Genomic DNA, 15,590 nt, shown 5'->3' with positions numbered 1-15,590 from the left:
TTAGAAGTTGTCAGTGGAGGTGAAAACGCCGACCCGAAGGCCCTCGGCGGTATAGATCTCGCGACCGTCGACAGCCACCGAACCATCGGCAATGGCCATGTTCAGCTTGCCCTTGAGGACGCGTTTGATATGAATGTTATAGGTGATTTTCTTCGCGGTCGGGAGGACCTGACCGAAGAACTTCACTTCGCCCGAACCGAGGGCGCGACCGCGACCCGGCAGGCCTTGCCAGCCGAGGAAGAAACCGACCAGTTGCCACATGGCATCCAGGCCCAGGCAGCCCGGCATGACCGGATCGCCTTCGAAATGGCAGGCGAAGAACCACAGGTCCGGATTGATATCCAGCTCGGCGACCAATTCACCTTTGCCGTACTTGCCACCCTCTTCGCTGATATGGGTGATGCGATCCACCATCAGCATGTTCGGGGCGGGCAGTTGCGCGTTACCTGGGCCGAACAGCTCACCGCGACTGCAGCGCAGCAGATCTTCCCGGGTAAAGGCGTTTTGTTTGGTCATGCGAGCTCCTCAATAGTCCCATGCGGCAGGGTTGGGCGAATCTTCCCGACCGATCGAAGCGGTCATGCCTCGAATCGACAGCCTACTCATAGACTATTGCGTTGTAGTGAAAGTCACAGCACACGGAAAATGAATGTACACCTGTGCACTGAAATTTTTTATCCGAGCTTCAATCGAGGCTCGTTCGGGTGCCTAAGACTGCCGCACTTTCGTCTTTCACGCCAGCTACACAGGCTACTAATGCACCCAACGCTGCAGAATATGCTGCAGATCAACCCTTTTGAACGGCTTTGCCAGGTAATCGTTCATGCCTGCCGCGAGGCAGGCTTCGCGATCGCCCTGCAAGGCATTGGCCGTCAGGGCGACGATCGGTACCTCGCCGCAACCTGGCAACTGGCGGATCCGTCGCGTGGCCTCGTAACCGTCGACCACCGGCAAGCGGCAATCCATGAGGATCAATTCAAACATCAGGCTTTCAGCACTGCGGATGGCCTGGGCGCCGTCGGCGGCGATGCTGACGGTAAAGCCCAGGCTGCGCAACATGGCTTCGATCACGGTCTGGTTCACCGGGTTGTCCTCCACCAGCAGCACGTTGCGACCGGCGCCACCCTCGCCGCCGTGGGACAGTCGCGGTGCGATCTCCACCGGACCCTGTGTGGACCGGGCCAGCGGAATTTCCAGGGTAAACACCGAGCCCTGGCCTTCCTCGCTCTGGGCCCGCAGCGTGCCGCCCATGCGTTCGGCCAGGGTGCGCGCGATCGGCAGGCCCAGGCCGGTGCCACCGTAGCGGCGGGAAATCGAACTGTCGGCCTGCTGGAACGCGTCGAACATGCGCTCCAGGCTTTCGGGTGAAATACCGATGCCACTGTCGCGCACCGTGCAGGTGAACCACAGCAATTCGTGGTCCAGGGCCTGCCACTGGCACTGCACGGTGACACGTCCCTGCTCGGTGAACTTCAGTGCGTTGCCGATCAGGTTCACCAGGATCTGTCGGATCCGCGTCGGATCGCCTTGCACCTGCAAGGCCTTCATGTCGTCCGGAATCAGCAGGTCCAGGCCCAATTTGCGTTGGGCGGCGCTGTGCTGGAACGACTGGGCGCAACTGCCCACCAGCTCGGTCAGGTTGAACGGGATATGTTCCAGCTCCAGGGCCGAACGTTCGATGCGCGAGAAGTCGAGGATGTCGTTGATCACCTTCAACAGGTGCTCGGTGGATTCCGAAGCCAGTGCCGTGTACTCGTGCTGCTCGTCGGTCATCCGGGTGGTTTCCAGCAGTTGCAGCATGCCCAGCACACCGTTCATGGGCGTGCGCAACTCGTGGCTCATCATGGCCAGGAATTCCGACTTGGCGCTGTTGGCTTTTTCGGCTTCTTCCCGGGTCTTGATCAACTGCGCCATGGCCTGGTGCTGTTCCCGGCTGGCTTGTTCCAGGCCGTCGGCCAGGTTGTTGATATGCCGCGACAAGGCCCCCAGCTCGGCGTCGTCAACGATAGGCAACGGTTTGCTGTAGTCGCCTTGCTGGATGGCCTTGACGGCGTTGCCGATGTCGCGGATCGGCCGGGACAGGTCAGAGGCCAGGCGACGCGCCACCAGGAAGGTGAACAGCAGGGCGAACAACGCCAGGATCGCGGCCTTGAACAGGATTTCCTGCTGCCGCTGGCTGAAGGCATCGCTGGACATGCCGACGATCACCCGGCCCAGGTAATCTTCGCCAGGAGTCTCGATGGGAGGGCTGCTGCCTTGCAGGAAATCGTTGTTCAGGGCGATGCGCTGCAGGCGAACCGGCGCCTGGAACATTTCGATCTGCTGGGAGTGAACACGATTCTGCTCGGGCTGCTCGACGTGCACCAACACCCGGTGTGTGCTGTCCTGTACTTCCAGAAAGCGCACGTGGGGCGTGGCCAGGGTGGCGGTGAGCAGGCTTTCCAGCACATCGTTGTTGCCGGAAATCACGCCGTATTCGGTGGCGGGAGCCAGTTGGTTGGCGATCAGTTGCCCGGTGTGATTGAGTTCCTGGCGCAGGTCCTGGATTCGCACGAAGGTGAAGAAACTGATCAACAGCACGGTCAGCAGCAACGCCGGGCCAAGGGCGATGAGCTGGGTGCGTGTACTGATATCCCAACGGCGACGCAAGGTCATGGGCGGTGTTCTCCTTCGGCCAACTGCGTAGCGACGGAAGCGGCGTCAATCGGTTCGAGCCCCAGGGAGCGGGCGACTTGCCGGTTGTCCAGGACTTTGAAGCGAGCCGGATACAGCGCGCGTGGCCAGGTGGCGACGGGACGGTCGAGCAGATCGTCGAGAATCGCCAGCCAGTCTTCCTGGTCGCTGTAGGTGCTGGCCAGACTGCCGGCCCTGACAAACGCCGCGCTCGGGCCGATCAGCGCGCGTTGTCGGGCATAGCTGCTGAGCAACAGGTTCTTCACGGTCTTGGGGTTGTACAGGTCGGGGTCGTCGAGGCCCAGCAAGACATCGCTCTGGCCCAGCAGGTTTTGCAGGGGGCGGCTGTCGCTGGTGTCTTCCCAGCGCTCGGTGACGATCTCCAGGCCCAGCGGTGCGGCGGCCTGGCGGATCTCCTTGAGCAGGAACTCGCTGTGCCCGTCGAACAGCACGCCGACCCTGCGCGCTTGCGGGAAGATCGTGCGAATCAGGCGCAATTGTCGCGCTACCGGCGGATCGCTCCACAACAGGCTCAAGTGCGCGGGGATTGCCTCGCCCAGGCGGTCCCGGGCTTGCAGCCGGCTGATCCGCAGCACAAGCGTGGCCGGTCCCTGAGCCGCTTGCAGACGCCAGTCGAGGCTGGGCAGGTCCAGCAGCACCAGGCGGATATTGGCCGGCAACTTGTCCGGTGCCGGTAGACTCGCCAACGGGGTGAAGCGCACATCGTCTTCGGGGCGCAGGGCCTTCAGGGCCTGGGTAAAGGACTGCACGCCGGGGCTGTCCTGGGTTCCGGTCAACAGGATTTCGGCGGCGCGGGCCTGTAGCGTTGCCAGCAGGCCCGCCAGCACCAGGCACAGTGCCAGCGGCAGGCGGCCGGGAAATGGCCTCTTGCCCGGTTGGCTCCGGGCCATCTAGAAGGACAACTCCGCGCTGAAGTACATGACATGTCGGGAGTCGTAGCGGTTGTCGACGAAGGTGGTGGGTTGATTGTCGAGGCGTTGTTGCAGGACACCCGCCAGCTCCAGGCTGGCTTTGCCCAGCGGGATGCGCCGGGCGAGGCGGGTATCGACCCGTTCGAAGCGGTAGCCGTTGAGGGCATCGGCGGCGTAATAGAACACCGAGCTGTTCCAACCCTGGCCCCAGTCCCGCAGCCAGCCGGCCGAACCACTGTTGCGGGCGGTCAGTTGTTCATCGAGGGGCGCGCTGGCCAGGGCGTCGACGTAGGCATACGTCACGCGCAGGCGGTCGGCGTTGGTCATGCGCCAGTCGAGTTGGGTTTCGGCGCCGGAAAACTGCGACTCATTGGCGTTGCTGGCGATGTACTGGTTGTTGCGCAGCGGTTCGCTGATCATGCCGGTGATTTCGTCATGGAACAGCCTGACGTCAACCGTCAGGCCCAGGTCCATGAAATAGCCGTTGTAGCCCAGTTCCCGGGAGCGCATGTGTTCCTGCTCGAGGTTTCCCGGACCGCGGGTCTGGACAAAGTAACGCGCGCTGCTTCGGCCAAAGGCGGTGGGTTGCAGGTTCGTGACCTGATAGCTCCAGTTGACGTTGTTCTCGAACATGTCCGGTGAGCGTACCGCTTCGGAGTACACCGCCCGCAAGCCATGCCGTGGCGTGATCAGGTAGTTGACCGCCACCCGCGGTGTCAGCGAACTGCCGGTCAGGCGGGTGTCTTCGAACATCGCGCCGCCCTGCAACAGCCAGTGCTCGGTGGCCCGCCATTCGAACTGGCCAAACAGCCGCCAAGTGGTGTCATCCAGTGTGCCGTCGAAGTACGTCTCGGAATCGGCCCGGTCATAGCGATAGTTCGCCCCGGTCACCAGTCGCAGGCTGTCGGACAGGCTCAGGGTGTCCTGGATCTCCAGGTCGTAGCGTGATTCCCGGGCACTCTGGTCGATATCGCCGCACACGGTTCGCGAGGCGCCGTTGCGCCATTGGTCGAGCACCTGGTTGGCCAACGCCTGTTCCTGCGCCGTACCGGGTGGCGCGCCGGTGCTGGTGAAGCCGGGCATGTTGCGCGCCAGCTTCTCTGCGTAGTTGGGATTGAGCAGCCACAGGTCGGTCAGTTGCGGGCTGAAGGACACCTCGGCATCGCAGGCGCGCCAGGTCTGCTGGCGATCCCAGTGCTGGATCGAGCTCTGCACATACAGGCTGTGGTCGGGGTTGAGGTCCAGATTCCAGCGCAGCGAGCCGGCATAGTCCTTGGCGATGACGTCGGAGTTATCCCCAGCGGCGGTAATCCCGGCAAAGACCGGGTGGTAGGTATAAGGCCGCTGGTTGGTCCCGTCCTTGGCATTCAACTGCCAATCGATGCTCTGTTGTTCATTCAGTGTCTGGCTGACCGACAGGTTGATACGGTTCAAGCGGCGGCTGTCGCGGTAGTCGGCGCCGTTGCGGTCGCTGTCGAAGCCGTCGTCTTCCTGACCGGACAAGGAAAGTCGCAGATCGCCCCCCTCCCAGCCGGTGCCCTGGCTGGCGTACCAGTCGCTGATGCCGCGCTGGCCCTGGGTGATCTTCACCCGCGTGCCGTGGCTGTTGGCCGGCGCCCGGGTGATGATGTTGACCACCGCCATCAGCGCGTTGGCGCCATAGCTGACCGTGTTCGGGCCGCGGAAGACTTCGATTCGCTCGATGTCCTCCATGGCCACCGGAATGTCGCTCCAGTCAACGGTGGCGAGACCGGCGCGGTACACCGAGCGGCCATCGATCAGCACCTGCATGCGGCGTGCTTCGCTGGCGTTGGTGCCGTGGTAGTTCACGGTGGGCTGATTACCGCTGAGGTTGCCGACCATCATGCCGGGTACCAGGCGCAGCAGTTCGCTGATGTCCCGGGCGCCACTGGCCTTGATCAGCTCGCTGTCCAGCACGGTCATGCTGCCCGGCACCGCCGCTGGCGATTGTTTCAAGCGAGTGGCGGTCAGGACCTGGGGCAGGGGTTGGCTGTCGACAAACAAGTCGTCGGCCCACACTGGCGGGCTGACGAGCAGCGCCAATAGCAGGGACGAGCCTGAGCGGGAGGGGCCAACGGTCACGGCAGAGCCTTTGATAACAGAATGATGGCGGGCATGTTAACTGAGCTGAGAGACTTTTCCAGTTGCGTTGATAGCATTTTCCGAGCAATTGATGGTCAGCTTCCTACAGTTGTGGGTAATTAATAGCGGGGCTAGTCGCGATCTGGGCGCTCCGTATAATGCCCGGCATCGCCACTTGGTATGGATGAACGGATTGCATATGACTGAACAGCGCCCGATTGCGGTCCTGGGAGGCGGGAGTTTCGGTACCGCCGTGGCCAACCTGCTGGCCGAGAATGGTCACCCGGTACGCCAATGGATGCGTGACCCGGAGCAGGCCGAGGCCATCCGGGTCAACCGCGAGAACCCGCGTTACCTCAAGGGCATCAAGATCCGTCCGGAAGTGGAGCCGGTGACCGACCTGCAGGCCACGCTCCAGGGCAGTGACCTGTTTTTTGTCGCCTTGCCCTCCAGCGCCTTGCGCTCGGTGCTGGCGCCCCATGCCGACTGCCTGAGCGGCAAGTTCCTGGTCAGCCTGACCAAGGGCATCGAAGCCCAGACCTTCAAGCTGATGAGCGAGATTCTTGAAGAGATCGCGCCAAAAGCGCGGATCGGGGTGATTTCCGGGCCGAACCTGGCGCGGGAAATCGCCGAGCACGCCTTGACCGCCACCGTGGTGGCCAGTGAAGACGAAGAACTGTGCAAGCGGGTCCAGGCCGCGCTTCATGGCCGCACTTTCCGGGTCTATGCCAGTGCCGACCGTTTCGGCGTGGAGCTGGGCGGAGCGCTGAAGAACGTCTATGCGATCATCTCCGGCATGGCGGTGGCGCTGGGCATGGGAGAGAACACCAAGAGCATGCTGATCACCCGGGCTCTGGCGGAAATGACGCGCTTTGCCGTCAGCCAGGGCGCCAATCCAATGACCTTCCTCGGGTTGGCGGGGGTGGGCGACCTCATCGTCACTTGCTCCTCGCCCAAGAGTCGCAACTACCAGGTCGGCTTCGCTCTCGGCGAGGGCCTGAGCCTGGACGAGGCCGTGTCGCGCCTGGGCGAAGTGGCCGAAGGTGTGAACACCCTCAAGGTACTCAAGGCCAAGTCCCAGGAGGCCGGGGTCTATATGCCGCTGGTCGCCGGGTTGCACGCGATTCTGTTCGAAGGGCGCACGCTGGAGCAGGTGATCGAACTGTTGATGCGTGGCGAGCCGAAGACCGATGTCGATTTCATTTCCACCAGTGGCTTCAATTGAGCCGCTGTCGATGACAGGCAGGAGTGAGCTATGAACGATTCGAAAGGGCAGACCCAATACGAGTCCATCCTGTTGCGGGTGCTGTGGATGGTGGTTTACCTGCTGGTCTGGCAAGTGGCGCAATTCATCCTTGGCGCCGTGGTACTGGTGCAATTGATCTATCGATTGATCTATGGCGCACCCAGCGCCAGCCTGATGAACTTCGGCGACAGCCTCAGCCAGTTCCTGGCCCAGATCGGCCGTTTCGGCACCTTCCACAGCGACCAGAAACCCTGGCCCTTCGCTGACTGGCCGAGCCCGCGCGCGCCGGAAGGCGAAGCGCCCCACGTCGTGGCGCCGGCGCCGCACCCTGTCCAGGATGAGGAGCCCAAGCTATGAACCTGTGGGTACTGCGTCATGGCGAAGCCGAGCCATACGGTGCCCGCCCCGATCCCGAGCGGGCCTTGACGGTTCACGGGCGTGAAGAAGTCCTGCGCAGTGCCGCCGAATTGATCGGCCGCCCGTTGACCGCCATTTATGCCAGCCCTTACCTGCGCGCCCAGCAGACTGCGCAACTGGTGCGTGAGGCGTTGGGGTTCGAACCGGAGTTGATCACGGTCGACTGGCTCAAGCCGGAAACCCGGCCCCAGACAGTCCTGGAGCATCTCGGGGATCGGGATGATGTGCTGCTGGTCAGCCATAACCCGTTGGTGGGCAGCCTGTTGGGCTTTGCGCAACACGGTCACCTGCAACAACCCGAGCGGGTGAACACGGCTGGTCTGGCTGAGCTGGAAGGTGACCTGCCGTTGGCCGGTGCGATGCGACTCAAGGGCCTTCGGCATCCATGAGAAAGACCGGGCCTTGCTGCCAGTCAAACCATATGACTTGTGGGAGCGAGCCTGCTCGCGATGAGGCCGTGTCAGTCGACATCCCTGTCAACTGACAGACCGCTATCGCGAGCAGGCTCGCTCCCACAGAAATATCGCTTGATCCTTGATTGGCCTTGGGGCCTTGTTCCCACATAAACATAAGGAAGGGTAACGATGAGTCTGTGGCGCACCACACCCAACATCGAACAACTGAACGCTGCCGCTAAAAACACCATCAGCGAGGTACTGGATATTCGTTTCGAGTCGTTCGACGACGAATCCCTGACCGCCAGCATGGTGGTCGATCACCGCACCCATCAGCCGTTCGGCCTGTTGCATGGCGGTGCTTCGGTGGTCCTGGCCGAAACGGTCGGCTCCATGGCCGCCTACCTGTGCGTGGACACCAGCAAGTTCTATTGCGTGGGCTTGGAAATCAATGCCAACCACTTGCGCGGTGTACGCAGCGGGCGGGTGACGGCCACGGCCAGGATGGTTCATCTGGGCCGTACCACCCAGGTCTGGGACATCCGCCTGAGCAACGACGAAGGCAAGGTCAACTGTGTGTCGCGCCTGACCATGGCGGTGGTGCCGCTGGGCGAGCAACCGCCGGCGCGCTGATTCCACAGATCCTTTGTAGCGAAGGGATTTGTGGGAGCAAGGCTTGCCCGCGATGAAGCCAACACAGTCTTTCAGAAATGGCGGTGTCCGCGTCGCGAGCAAGCTTTGCTCCCACAGGTGTCGTTGCCACAAAATTTGCGGCTGGTCAGCCATAACGCCATAGCCCAAGCCAGACTGTCATCATTCCTGTCAGTTACGGTCATTGCCGCGCCACTGGCTTCTACGGACAATCGGCCTCAGTTCCCTCAATGGATCGGCTGTCATGTCGCAACAGGTGTTTTTCACCCACGCCAATGGTTTTCCCTCGGCCACCTACGGCAAGCTGTTTGCCGCGCTGGCGCCGCAGTATCAGGTCGCACACCTGGAGCTGCATGGCCATGACCCACGTTTTCCGGTGGACGATAACTGGAACAACCTGGTGGACGAGCTGATCCATCACCTGGAACAACAGCCGGAACCGGTGTGGGGTGTCGGTCACTCCCTGGGCGGTGTCCTGCACCTGCACGCGGCCTTGCGCTGCCCTCGGTTGTACCGTGGCGTGGTCATGCTCGATTCGCCGGTCCTGACCCGCACGGACCGCTGGGTGATCCTGGCGGCCAAGCGTCTGGGCTTCATCGACCGCCTGACCCCGGCCGGCCGGACCCTGGGCCGGCGCGAGGAGTTCGAGGACCTGGAAGCGGCCCGGCAATATTTTTCCGGCAAGACCCTGTTTCGCGGTTTCGACCCGGATTGCTTCGACGCCTATCTGCAACATGGCCTGCAACAAGTCGGTGACCGCCTGCGATTGCGCTTCGATCCGGCCACGGAAATCAGCATCTACCGCGGCGTGCCACACACCAGTCCCGGTCGGACCCGCACGCTCAAGTTGCCCTTGGCGGTAGTGCGAGGCCGACAAAGCCGCGTGGTGATGCGTCATCACGCTCGCTCGGTGGGCAGCATGCCCCTGGGCGAGTCCTTGAGCATGCCCGGCGGCCATATGTTTCCCCTGGAGCATCCTCTGGACACGGCTGACCTGCTCAAGGGGCTGTTCCAACGTTGGCAAGGGCGCAGCGCATGAACGGAGTCGAGGAAGTCCGCCTGAGCCTGCCCCACATCGAACTGGCAGCCCACCTGTTCGGACCGGAAGATGGGCGCCCGGTGATCGCCTTGCATGGCTGGCTGGACAATGCCAACAGTTTCGCCCGCCTGGCCCCCCGGCTGGAGGGCTTGCGGATCATTGCCCTGGACATGGCCGGTCATGGTCATTCGGGGCATCGCCCGCCCGGTGCCGGCTACGCCCTGTGGGACTATGCCCATGATGTGCTGCAGGTCGCCGAGCAACTGGGCCTGCAACGTTTCGCCCTGCTGGGGCATTCCCTGGGCGCGATCGTGTCGCTGGTGTTGGCCGGGTCCCTGCCGGAGCGGGTGACGCACCTGGGGCTGATCGACGGCATCATTCCGCCGACGGCCCAGGGCGACAACGCGGCCGAACGCATGGGCATGGCCCTGCAGGCGCAGCTCGATCTGCAGAAAAAGACCAAACCGGTCTACAAAACCCTCGACCGGGCCATCGAAGCCCGCATGAAAGGGCTGGTGGCGGTCAGCCGCGAGGCCGCCGAGCTGCTCGCCCAGCGTGGCCTGATGCCGGTGCCGGGTGGCTACACCTGGCGCACCGACAATCGCCTGACCTTGCCCTCGCCGCTGCGCCTGACCGACGAACAGGCCATGGCCTTCGTGGCGCGGGTCGGTTGTCCCGCCCATCTGATCGTGGCAGCCGAGGGCATGCTGGCCCGGCACCCCGAATTGCTGGAGCGTCTACCCTTCAGTCATGAACAATTGCCCGGCGGCCATCATTTGCACCTGAACGACGAAACCGGTGCCGTGCTTGTAGCAGACTGTTTCAATCGGTTCTTCAGCACTTCTTGACTTGCGCCGGGCAACTCTCGAGGCTGGGCGGGTTGAAAGGGAGACCACCATGACAGAGCTCTGTTTACCCGCCTTGTGGCGCAGGGACGACGCCGGTTTCGTCCACGAGCGCCAGGCCAAGTCGATCCGATGAAATCATTCGTTCATTCACTTACCTGGTTGGCGCTGGCCTGCATCACCCCGGCGTCTTTCGCCGCCGATGTACCCGGCAGCCGGGACCTGGAGCGCGTGCCGCGCCTGCCCGATGCGCAGATTGTCGATTATCGGCAAACCAGCGACGTCGAGCGCATCTACCCCCTGGGCTCGATTCGCAAGATCAGCGGCCAGTTGCGTTTCGACGGGCAGGTCGATGGCCGCGGTGCCGTCACGTCGGTGACCTATGAGCTGCCGCCGGAACATTCCGCTACCCAGGCCTTTACCGTCGCCCGCGAAGCCTTGCAGCAGCAAGGTGCCGAGCTGCTGTACTGGTGCCAGGCCCGTGACTGTGGGGAAAGCAGCCTCTGGGCCAACGAAGTGTTCGGCAACGCCAAGCTCTACGGTGCCGACAACGGCCAGGCCTATCTGTTGCTGCGCCTGGCGCCACCGGCAGACAACACCTTGATTGCGCTGTACGGCATCACCCGCGGCAACCGCAAGGCCTACCTGCATGTCGAGCAGTTCGAGGCGAGCGCTCCCCTGGGGGACTTGCTGCCGACCTCCGCCACCCTGCTGCGTCAGCTCAAGGACACCGGCGTGCTGGATTTGCCACGTCTTGCCGGCGAGCCGGACGAGACCTGGCTACGCCTGCTGGCCCGGGCACTGAACCTAGACACCGGCCTGCGGGTCAGCCTCGCGGGCCCCAAGGCCGAGGCCTGGCGCCAGGCGCTGGCGGAGCAGGGGGTTCGCGAGGCGCGGATGGAGGTGGCCAGTGATGGCAATACGGCAGGCCTTCACCTTGAGTTGCTGCGCTAAGCTGTGCCGGACGGCGGACGGCGGACGTTGCGCCGCTGCCCCGGTCCTGTTCATTCTTCGAGACTTTTCATGCTCAATAACGATCGGCTGTTGGTGCAGATCCTGCTCCTGGTGTTGTTCGGCGCAAGCCTATGGGTCATGGCTCCGTTCTGGTCGGCGCTGTTCTGGGGGGCGGTGCTGGCCTTCGCCAGTTGGCCGCTGATGCGGCTGCTGACCCGCTGGGTCAATGGTCGCGAATCCCTCGCGGCGGCGATGCTGACGGTGGGCTGGATGTTGCTGGTGGCGGTGCCTCTGGTGTGGTTGGGTTTCAACCTGGCCGATCATGTACGCGATGCCACGGCGTTCATCAGGGACGTGCAGGTCGATGGCCTGCCCGATGCCCCGGCCTGGCTGGGTGGCTTGCCGCTGGTGGGTGGGCGGCTCGTCGCTATCTGGAACAGCGTCGACCAGCAGGGGGCGGCGATGATGGTTTCCATCAAGCCGTATCTGGGGCAGGTCGGCAACTGGCTGCTGGCCCGCAGCAAGCAGATTGGTGGCGGCATGCTCGAGCTGACCCTGAGCATCGTGTTCGTGTTCTTTTTCTATCGCGACGGCCCGCGCCTGGCGGCGTTTGTCCACGGCCTGCTCGAACGCCTGATCGGCGACCGTGCCGGTTACTACATCGAGCTGGTGGCGGGTACCGTGCAACGGGTAGTCAACGGCGTGATCGGCACCGCCGCCGCCCAGGCCCTGCTGGCACTGATCGGCTTCCTGATCGCCGGAGTGCCGGGTGCCCTGGTACTGGGCATCGCCACCTTCCTGCTCAGCCTGATTCCCATGGGACCGCCGCTGGTCTGGATCCCCGCAACGGCCTGGCTGGTGTGGAAGGGCGAATATGGGATGGCGATATTCCTCGGCATCTGGGGCATGTTCATCATCAGCGGCGTGGACAACGTGCTCAAACCCTACTTGATCAGCCGTGGTGGAAACCTGCCATTGGTCATTGTGTTGTTGGGGGTGTTCGGTGGGTTGATCGCTTTCGGCTTCATCGGCCTGTTCATCGGCCCCACGCTGCTGGCGGTGGCGTACAGCCTGCTGACGGATTGGAGCAAGAGCCAGGCGCGGTGATTCGGTATGGGTAATTAAGTGTGGTGAAAGATTTATTTGTGGTGGAGGGATTTATCGGTGGCGAGGGGATTTATCCCCGTTGGGCTGCGCAGCAGCCCTAAAAAGCTGGCGCCTCGGTATTCAGATTGCTTCTATGTAGGCAGTTGGGGCTGCTACGCAGCCCAGCGGGGATAAATCCCCTCGCCACAAGTGGGACTGATCAATGAGCCTGGCGCTTGTGAGTCCAGGCTCTTAGGGCATCAGGTCGCCACGTTCAGATGTTTCCCCACGCTCGCCACGTCATCCAGCGAATACTGCCGACTGAGGTTGGCGATCATCCTGTTCAGCGCTTCGCTGACGCTGGATTGAGTGGTGGAGCTGTCGCTGGATTGCAAGACGCTGGTCAGTTCGCTGGCGGTGACGCTGCCGTCACCATCGCTGTCGAATTGGCTGAACAGCCTTTCACTGGGGGCCTGTTGTGGCGGCGGTGACGGTGCGAGGCTGGCGGCGAGTTCGTCGAGGCTGACGGTACCGTCCTCGTTCTTGTCCAGTGCCGAGAACACTTGCGTGCTGTCGGCGCTGCTGCCGGCGCTGGAAAGGCTGTTGCTCAACTCGTCGCTGCTGACTGAACCGTCGCCGTCTGCGTCCAGGACGCTGAGCAGCGCATCGGCCAACTCGGTGTTTGGCGGCCGGTCACCTGGAGGCGGTGGCGGCGGGGCCATTGCCGCCATTTCATCGTTGTTCAGGTCACCGCTGCTGTCACTGTCCAGGTCAGCGAAATTGTCACTCAGGCTGACCAGGATGCCGTTGTCGCTCTTCTGCGACAGGGCCGTGCTCAGTTCATCCTGGTCGACCGAGCCATTGCCGTTGCTGTCGAGCTTGCCGAGCAGTTCCTTTTGGAACTGTTGGCCGCGGGCATTGTGGGTCGCGGTACTGTTGAGGCTGGTGTACGTCGAGTAGCTGCTACTGCTGACGCTGCCGATCATGGGCACTCTCCTTGGGGTGAAATAGCCGGTGGGTGCACCGGCTTATGCAGCCTCGGCGGGGCAGTTGTCGTGGGTATGTGGGGTTTGTACCGGGGGCAGTACAAAACCCTGGCTCATCCGGGGCCCTGGTGGGAGCGAGCCTGCTCGCGATTGCGGTTGATCAGCTATCCATTCATTGGCTGACTTACCGCTATCGCGAGCAGGCTCGCTCCTACAGGTGGCTTGGCACACAGGGACTCAAGCGCGAGGCAGGCGGATGACCGCGGTCAGCCCGCCGCCCGGCGTTTCTTCCAGGCTCAGTTGCCCGCCCAGGCGTTCCGCGGCTTCCCGGGCGATGGTCATGCCCAGGCCGACGCCGCCGGAGTTGCGGTTGCGTGAGCCTTCCAGGCGGTAGAACGGCTCGAACACCGCCTCGCGTTTGTCCTCGGCGATTCCCGGGCCATGGTCGATGACCCGGATCAGTACCTGCAAGCCCTGGTCCTCCAGGGCAATCGACGCGTGCCCGGCGTAGCGCAAGGCATTGTCCATGAGGTTGTTGAGGCACGAGCGCAGCGCCATGGGTTGCACCTGCAAGGGCGCGCAGGAACCACTGAATTGCACGTCGGCGCCCTGGTCCTGGGCGTTTTCGCTCAGGGATTCCACCAGGGCCTGCACGTCCATCCATTGCAGCGCTTCGCTGGTGCGCTGTTCGTGCAGGTAGGTCAGGGTGGCGTCGAGCATGCCGATCATGTCGTCCAGGTCCTGGCGCATCTGGCCTTGCAGCTTGATGTCATCGATCTGTTCCAGGCGCAGTTTCAGCCGTGACAGTGGGGTACGCAGGTCGTGGGACACCGCCCCGAGCATGCGTGAGCGCTGCTGGACCTGCTCACGAATACGCTTTTGCATCAGGTTGAACGTATGGGCCGCCTGTCGGGCCTCCCGCGGGCCGGTTTCGTCCAGCGGTGGGCTGTCAAGGTCCTCGCTCAGGCGTTCGGCGGCATCGCTCAGACGCTGGATTGGCCGGGTCAGGAGTTTGGCGCCGTACCAGGCCGCGATGATCAGACATATGAACTGGAACGTCAGCGGCACCACGGGGCCACCGAACCAGGGGCGTGGCCGGGGCTCGGGCGGCGGAGCGAAAGGGGAGGACGCAAAGGGCGGTGGTCCGTCACCGTGTCGGGAAAACTCCGGAGGTGGGCCGGGAGGTGGCGGCTGGTCGTAGTGGATGAACCAGGCAAAGGCCAATAGATGGGCCAGGACGATCGCCAATAGCAGCACGCCAAACAGGCGGCCGAACAGGGAGTCGAGGCGCAATCGCATCAGCCGATGTCCCGCGCGTCGAACAGGTAGCCCTCGCCACGCACGGTCTTGATCAACTGCGGGGCCTTGGGGTCGTCGCCCAGTTTCTGGCGCAGGCGCGAGACCAGCAGGTCGATGCTGCGGTCGAACGCCTCGATGGAGCGTCCACGGGCGGCGTCCAGCAGTTGTTCGCGGCTGAGCACCCGACGCGGTCGTTCGATGAAGACCCACAGCAGCCGGAACTCGGCATTGGACAATGGCACGACCAGCCCGTCGGCGGAGATCAGCTGGCGCAGCACGCTGTTGAGCCGCCAGTTGTCGAAGCGGATGTTGGCGCGTTGCTCGGTGCGGTCGTCGCGCACCCGGCGCAGGATCGTCTGGATCCGCGCCACCAGTTCCCTGGGCTCGAATGGTTTGGCCATGTAGTCGTCGGCGCCCAATTCCAGGCCGATGATACGGTCGGTGGGTTCGCAGCGGGCGGTGAGCATCAGGATCGGAATATCCGATTCGGCGCGCAACCAGCGACATAACTGCAAGCCGTCTTCCCCCGGCAGCATCAGGTCGAGCACGACCACATCGAAATGCTCGGTCTGCATGGCGTGGCGCATGCCCGCGCCATCGGTTACGCCGCTGGCGCGAATGTTGAAGCGGGCCAGGTAATCGATCAGCAGTTCGCGGATTGGTACATCGTCATCGACGATCAGCGCGCGGATGCTCCAGCGCTTGTCATCGCCTGAGGCCAGTTGGCCGCCAGCCTTTGCAACAGGGGTGTTCTGCATGGGTGCATCATCTGCCAGGTAAGCTGCCAACGGCAAAGAAGGCGGCGAGGTTGTGGCTCCAGCATAGGCTTCAGGCCGTAGGGCGTGAAGGGCTGGAAGGACGGGGTGCGGCGGCGGACGGTAATGGGCTGGCGTATTGCCCGGATGTCTTGAATGTATCGGCTTGGACACAAAAGGCACAATTGTCCATGCTCACCAGGGCGCGA

The 15,590-nt window shown here is 63.1% G+C and carries 15 protein-coding genes; 8 read left to right on the top strand and 7 right to left on the bottom strand.

The window, feature by feature from the left end; translation table 11 throughout:
* The 4 genes from fabA to PCOSP_RS21195 form a co-directional block, all read right to left on the bottom strand.
* Nucleotides 1-516, bottom strand: coding sequence for a 3-hydroxyacyl-[acyl-carrier-protein] dehydratase FabA (fabA, locus tag PCOSP_RS21210; protein ID WP_123346011.1), 516 nt, complete (start codon nt 514-516; stop codon nt 1-3).
* A 237-nt stretch (nt 517-753) separates the two neighbouring features.
* Nucleotides 754-2,655, bottom strand: a complete 1,902-nt coding sequence (locus tag PCOSP_RS21205; RefSeq protein ID WP_175363796.1) for an ATP-binding protein — start codon at nt 2,653-2,655, stop codon at nt 754-756.
* Nucleotides 2,652-3,584, bottom strand: a complete 933-nt coding sequence (locus PCOSP_RS21200; protein ID WP_175363795.1) for an ABC transporter substrate-binding protein — start codon at nt 3,582-3,584, stop codon at nt 2,652-2,654. The genes PCOSP_RS21205 and PCOSP_RS21200 overlap by 4 nt, the downstream gene beginning before the upstream one ends.
* Entirely contained in the window at nt 3,585-5,708 is a 2,124-nt protein-coding gene (locus PCOSP_RS21195) for a TonB-dependent receptor plug domain-containing protein (protein ID WP_464709471.1), read from the bottom strand. It lies immediately after the preceding gene.
* 199 nt (nt 5,709-5,907) lie between these two features.
* Here PCOSP_RS21195 and PCOSP_RS21190 point away from each other — a divergent pair, with 199 nt between their 5' ends.
* The 8 genes from PCOSP_RS21190 to PCOSP_RS21155 all read left to right on the top strand — a co-directional run bounded on the left by PCOSP_RS21190 (nt 5,908) and on the right by PCOSP_RS21155 (nt 12,362).
* Nucleotides 5,908-6,933 (top strand): NAD(P)H-dependent glycerol-3-phosphate dehydrogenase, encoded by a 1,026-nt coding sequence (locus tag PCOSP_RS21190; protein ID WP_139649058.1) that lies wholly within the window; start codon nt 5,908-5,910, stop codon nt 6,931-6,933.
* A gap of 30 nt (nt 6,934-6,963) precedes the next feature.
* Nucleotides 6,964-7,311: a DUF4389 domain-containing protein gene (locus PCOSP_RS21185; RefSeq protein ID WP_139649060.1), complete on the top strand. Its 348-nt coding sequence runs from the start codon at nt 6,964-6,966 to the stop codon at nt 7,309-7,311.
* The gene (locus PCOSP_RS21180) at nt 7,308-7,760 is read left to right on the top strand and encodes a SixA phosphatase family protein (RefSeq protein ID WP_139649063.1); all 453 of its coding nucleotides are present in this window, start codon (nt 7,308-7,310) and stop codon (nt 7,758-7,760) included. Before PCOSP_RS21185 ends, PCOSP_RS21180 begins: the two co-directional genes overlap by 4 nt.
* 195 nt (nt 7,761-7,955) lie before the next feature.
* Nucleotides 7,956-8,399: a hotdog fold thioesterase gene (locus tag PCOSP_RS21175; RefSeq protein WP_041024931.1), complete on the top strand. Its 444-nt coding sequence runs from the start codon at nt 7,956-7,958 to the stop codon at nt 8,397-8,399.
* 262 nt (nt 8,400-8,661) lie between these two features.
* A complete protein-coding gene (locus PCOSP_RS21170) occupies nt 8,662-9,456 on the top strand; it encodes an alpha/beta fold hydrolase (RefSeq protein WP_139649064.1) in 795 nt (264 codons plus the stop codon).
* Complete coding sequence (locus tag PCOSP_RS21165; protein WP_139649066.1) at nt 9,453-10,304, top strand: alpha/beta hydrolase; 852 nt, start codon at nt 9,453-9,455, stop codon at nt 10,302-10,304. Before PCOSP_RS21170 ends, PCOSP_RS21165 begins: the two co-directional genes overlap by 4 nt.
* 129 nt (nt 10,305-10,433) lie before the next feature.
* A complete protein-coding gene (locus tag PCOSP_RS21160; protein WP_464709470.1) occupies nt 10,434-11,255 on the top strand; it encodes a DUF4892 domain-containing protein in 822 nt (273 codons plus the stop codon).
* Between the two features lie 69 nt (nt 11,256-11,324).
* Nucleotides 11,325-12,362, top strand: coding sequence for an AI-2E family transporter (locus PCOSP_RS21155; protein WP_139649071.1), 1,038 nt, complete (start codon nt 11,325-11,327; stop codon nt 12,360-12,362).
* A gap of 239 nt (nt 12,363-12,601) precedes the next feature.
* Here PCOSP_RS21155 and xopAW read toward each other — a convergent pair whose 3' ends face one another.
* From xopAW to PCOSP_RS21140, 3 genes are all read right to left on the bottom strand, one after another.
* The gene (gene xopAW / locus PCOSP_RS21150; RefSeq protein WP_464709469.1) at nt 12,602-13,327 is read right to left on the bottom strand and encodes a XopAW family type III secretion system calcium-binding effector; all 726 of its coding nucleotides are present in this window, start codon (nt 13,325-13,327) and stop codon (nt 12,602-12,604) included.
* 237 nt (nt 13,328-13,564) lie between these two features.
* Nucleotides 13,565-14,626, bottom strand: a complete 1,062-nt coding sequence (locus PCOSP_RS21145; protein ID WP_175363787.1) for a sensor histidine kinase — start codon at nt 14,624-14,626, stop codon at nt 13,565-13,567.
* On the bottom strand, nt 14,626-15,384 hold the full coding sequence (locus tag PCOSP_RS21140) for a response regulator (protein WP_139649077.1): 759 nt from the start codon (nt 15,382-15,384) through the stop codon (nt 14,626-14,628). Before PCOSP_RS21140 ends, PCOSP_RS21145 begins: the two co-directional genes overlap by 1 nt.
* Nucleotides 15,385-15,590: the final 206 nt, after the last annotated feature.

This window comes from Pseudomonas sp. MAFF 730105, from assembly GCF_055380705.1.
Note: the sequence above shows the minus strand (reverse complement) of the source record. Positions and strands in the feature narration are given on the sequence as shown.